Raw genomic sequence first — 4,308 nt, 5'->3', positions numbered from 1 at the left:
GTCCGGCGGCTGGTGGCCGCCACCATGGCCGGCATCGAGGATCCCGCCTTCGACGGCTACCCCTACTGCGAGGCCAAGCGGGCGGCCAAGGACGTCCTGCTCGACGGGCCCGTGCCGACGACGATCGTGAAGTCCACGCACTGGTACGAGTTCGCGACCAACGCCGACGCGGTGAACGTCGGCCCCGACGAGGTCGTCGTCGAGGATTGGCTGATTCAGCCGATAGCCGCCGACACCGTCGCCGACGTGCTCGTCGAGGCGGCCCTGGGCCAAACCCACACGCCGCGGGCCATCACCGGTCCGCACACCCTGCGACTGCCCGAGCTGACGGCGAAAGTGCTTGCGCTGCAGGGTGACACCCGACCCGTTCGACCGGTGCAACCCGCCGTTGCAGCGCTGGGCGGCGGCGCGCTGCTGGCCTCGGGCCACGCGGTGGCGCTCGGTCCGGACATCGACGGTTGGCTGTCGTCCCACGCTGCGGCCGGCCCCGCGGCCGCACCGGCGAGCAACGGCGCCAAGGGAACTCGGAACCTCGATGGGGCGTTCGACGGGGCCCAGCCGAGCTTGACCTAGGTCACGATTGCGTCACGACGCGCTGGCGATTCCTTAAGAAGAGGCGCCCGAAGTTAAGAGATTTCGACCGCCTTTGATCATTCGCTTAGCTAATTGCCGGTTATCGGAGACGCCTGAGCCGGCGGAAGGCGGGCGTTCGTCGTCAGCGAACGGGCGGCGCTGTTCACTTCCGCTACCGTGGAATTCGAGGATCGGGAGCCTCATTCGCGAGAAATCGTTTCTGTCACATCGAAGGACAACACTGATCATGAAAATCAGCAGTAATGTCGCGCGTCGGCGAATTGCCGGCATGGGCGTCGGCTGTCTGCTCGGGGGAATCGCCATGGGCTTCGTCGGCGCTCCGTCGGCAGCCGCAGCACCCGACTGCAGCCCCGGCGGCGTGAACTCGACCGTGTCCTCGGTCGAGGGCTCGGCGCAGCAGTACCTGGCCGCCCACCCGGACGCGAACCAGGTGGTGACGGCCGCGTACGGGCAGCCGCGCCCGCAGGCCGAGTCAAACCTGCGCAGCTACTTCACGGCGCACCCCAACGAGTACTACGACCTGCGCGGCATCCTGTCGCCGATCGGTGACACCGAACGGCAGTGCAACGTCAAGGCCCTGCCGCCGGCCCTGGAGTCGGCTTACCAGGAGTTCATGGCCGGCTGACCCCGGCTCTCGAGACGACCCGCCACGGCGCCGTGGCGGGTCGTTTTCGTCTCGACCGTGTGAACGCTTCGCGCGGCGGGTAATTGTCTTCTCAGCTAACACAACTGGGAGGAACAATGCGCCTGCGTCGCAGCGTCCTGAGCAAGCCGGGGTTCTCGCGCAAGCGTCGGGGTAAGGGATTCGCCTATTACGGCCTCGACGGTGAATTGCTCAGCGATCCGCAGGACTTGCAGCGCATCAAGGAGCTGGTGATCCCGCCGGCGTGGAAGAACGTGTGGATCGCGCCGTACGCCAACGGCCACATCCAGGCCGTCGGCACCGACGCGGCGGGCCGCCGCCAGTACCTCTACCACGTCGCGTGGCAACAAGAACGCGCCGAAGAGAAGTTCGACCGGGTGCTGGAGTTGTCCACCCGCCTGCCCGCGTGGCGCGCGGCCATCGCGAAAGACCTGGCGCGCAGCGGATTAACGCGCAAGCGGGTGCTCGCGCTGGCGCTGCGGCTGCTCGACCGCGGCTACTTCCGGGCCGGCGGCGAGCAGTACGCCGAGGAGCACGAGTCGTACGGGTTGGCGACGCTGTTGTGCGAACACGTGGCCGTCGGGCGCAAGGCGGTCGGATTCGACTTCCCCGCCAAGAGCGGGGTGCGCCGCTGCGTCGAGATCGAGGACGCGGAGGTGGTGCGGGCGGTGCGCGCGCTGATGCGCCGCCCCGAGCGCACCGAGCGGTTGCTGGTGTGCCGCACCTCGACCGGTTGGGTCGAGCTCCGCTCGGACGACCTGAACGCGCGCTTCAAGGAGCTCGTCGGCGCCGACTACAGCGTCAAGGACCTGCGGACCTGGCACGGCACGGTGCTGGCGGCGTCGGCGTTCGCCGACGCCGATCCCGCCGTCTCCCGGCGCGTCGCCAAGCGCGTCGAATCCGCCGTGATGAAGGAGGTCTCCCAGGAGCTCGGCAACACCCCCGCGGTGGCGCGCGCCTCCTACGTGGACCCGCGGGTGGTCACCGCCTACGAGCAGGGCCAGACGATCGCCGCCGCGGTGCGCCGCGCCGAGCGAGCCAGCGATCCCGACGCCGCGCAGGAAATCCTGGACAAGGCGACCCGCATGCTGATCCGGCGCGTGGCCAAGGGCCACAGCAGGACGTCGTCCCTGCTGCTCAAGAGCGCCTGACGCGGCAAACCGCTTCTCCCCCGCGCCATTTCGCTTCGAGGTGGGCGTCGGTTCGCGTACTGGATAGCGCACCGGACGATCGGTGCCGACCCGGGCGGCATCGCGGCTGGTGACGCGGCGTTACCGTCGGCGCGACACGCGACCGCGCGACGGCGCAGAAGTCGTCGCAAGAACACCGTTTAGCGAACCACCTATAGGGTATTTGGCTCTTCCATGCTGGCTTCTGGCGGACCGAAGAACGTGCTGCTCTGGCATGTTCACGGGTCGTGGACGCAGGCGTTCGTCGCCGGACGGCACCGGTACTTGATCCCCGTGGCCGCCGACCGGGGCGAGGCCGGCATCGGCCTGGCCGGGCGGTCGTGGCCGCACGCGCGCGAGATTCCCCTCGAGGAATTGGCCGGCCAGGACATCGATCTGGTGATTCTGCAGCGCCCGCACGAGGCGGACCTCGTCGCGCGCTGCACCGGCCGCCGCGCGGGTGTGGACCTGCCCGCCGTCTACGTCGAGCACAACGCGCCGCGCCCCAGCCCCACCGAAAGCAGGCACGTGGTCGCCGACCGCGACGACGTCCTGCTCGTGCACGTCACCGACTTCAACCGGCTGATGTGGGACAACGGCCACGCACCGACGCGGGTGATCGACCACGGCGTCGCCGACCCCGGCGCCCTGTACACCGGTGAGATGCCGCGCGTGGCGACCATGATCAACGAGCCGGTACGCCGCGGCCGGGTGGTGGGCGCCGACCTATTGGCGCCGCTGTCGGCGTACGCGCAGATCGACGTATGGGGCATGGGAACGGAATTGCTGCCCACCCACGGCGGCGGGGTGACCGGACGCGGCGACGTCGCCGCCCCGCAACTGTGGCAGGAGATCGCGCGCCGGCGCGCCTACCTGCATACCGCCCGCTGGACCTCGCTGGGGCTGTCGCTGATCGAGGCGATGCTGCTCGGCATGCCGGTCGTCGCCGTCGGCACCACGATGGCGCCGTTCGCCGTCCCCGCAGAAGCGGGCGTCGTCAGCGCCGACCCGGCCGCGTTGGGCCGCGGCCTCCAGGACTTCCTCAACGACCAGGCGCGGGCGGCGGCCGCAGGCAAGGCGGCGCGTGAATTCGCGGTCGCGCGTTTCGGACTCGACAGATTCCTCGCCGAATGGGACCAGGTGATTGAGGAGCAGTGCAGATGAATTCCGAAGGAGCCCGCATGAGAATCGCGATGATCTCCGAACACGCCAGCCCGCTGGCCCATCTGGGCGGGGTGGATGCGGGCGGCCAGAACGTCCACGTCGCCGAGCTGTCGGCAGCGCTCGCCCGCCGCGGCCACGACGTGGTGGTCTACACGCGCCGCGACGACCCGCAGCTCCCGGAGGTCGTCGAGACGCAGCACGGCTACTCGGTGGTGCACGTCCCGGCCGGGCCGCCGCGCGTGCTCCCGAAAGACGAACTGCTGCAGTACATGTACGGGTTCGCCGCCTACCTGGAGCGGCAGTGGGTCACCGAGGCGCCCGACGTGGCGCACGGCCACTTCTGGATGTCGGGGGTGGCCACTCAGCGCGCCGCCCGCGCGCACCGGGTCCCCACCGTGCAGACGTTCCACGCGTTGGGGTTGATCAAGCGGCTGCATCAGGGATCGGACGACACCAGCCCGGACTGCCGCATCCGGGTCGAGGCCCGGCTCGCCCGCGAGGCCGGCTGGGTCGCGGCCACCAGTACCGACGAGGTTTTCGAGCTGGTCCGCATGGGCCGCGCCCGCTCCCGCACCTCGGTGGTGCCGTGCGGCGTGGACACCCGGGCGTTCTCCCCCGACGGGCCGGCCGCGTCCCGCACCGACCGCCCGCGCATCGTCTCGGTCGGACGGCTGGTGCCGCGCAAGGGATTTGAAACTCTGATCTGCGCATTGCCGCGGGTACCCGACGCCGAGCTGG

General features: G+C 69.9%; 4 protein-coding genes and 1 pseudogene. All 5 read left to right on the top strand.

Annotation, left to right across the window (positions count from 1 at the left end; genetic code table 11):
- Positions 1 to 573: pseudogene (locus A5714_RS09135) on the top strand (NmrA family protein); the annotation flags it as partial.
- Positions 574 to 820: 247 nt separating this feature from the next.
- The gene (locus A5714_RS09130) at positions 821 to 1,219 is read left to right on the top strand and encodes a heme-binding protein (RefSeq protein WP_068284691.1); all 399 of its coding nucleotides are present in this window, start codon (positions 821 to 823) and stop codon (positions 1,217 to 1,219) included.
- A 116-nt stretch (positions 1,220 to 1,335) separates the two neighbouring features.
- Positions 1,336 to 2,388: a DNA topoisomerase IB gene (locus A5714_RS09125; RefSeq protein ID WP_068284689.1), complete on the top strand. Its 1,053-nt coding sequence runs from the start codon at positions 1,336 to 1,338 to the stop codon at positions 2,386 to 2,388.
- Positions 2,389 to 2,601: 213 nt separating this feature from the next.
- Positions 2,602 to 3,570, top strand: coding sequence for a glycosyltransferase (locus A5714_RS09120; RefSeq protein WP_068284686.1), 969 nt, complete (start codon positions 2,602 to 2,604; stop codon positions 3,568 to 3,570).
- 17 nt (positions 3,571 to 3,587) lie between these two features.
- Positions 3,588 to 4,308: glycosyltransferase (locus A5714_RS09115; protein WP_156747241.1), on the top strand; the 721-nt coding region annotated here is incomplete at its 3' end.

Source organism: Mycobacterium sp. E2462 (assembly GCF_001672685.1).
Taxonomy (GTDB): domain Bacteria; phylum Actinomycetota; class Actinomycetes; order Mycobacteriales; family Mycobacteriaceae; genus Mycobacterium.
Note: the sequence above shows the minus strand (reverse complement) of the source record. Positions and strands in the feature narration are given on the sequence as shown.

Coding starts and splice junctions, on each gene's coding strand:
- A5714_RS09130 (WP_068284691.1), top strand. CDS start 821: ATGAAAATCAGCAGTAATGTCGCGCGTCGGCGAATTGCCGGCATGGGC.
- A5714_RS09120 (WP_068284686.1), top strand. CDS start 2,602: ATGCTGGCTTCTGGCGGACCGAAGAACGTGCTGCTCTGGCATGTTCAC.
- A5714_RS09125 (WP_068284689.1), top strand. CDS start 1,336: ATGCGCCTGCGTCGCAGCGTCCTGAGCAAGCCGGGGTTCTCGCGCAAG.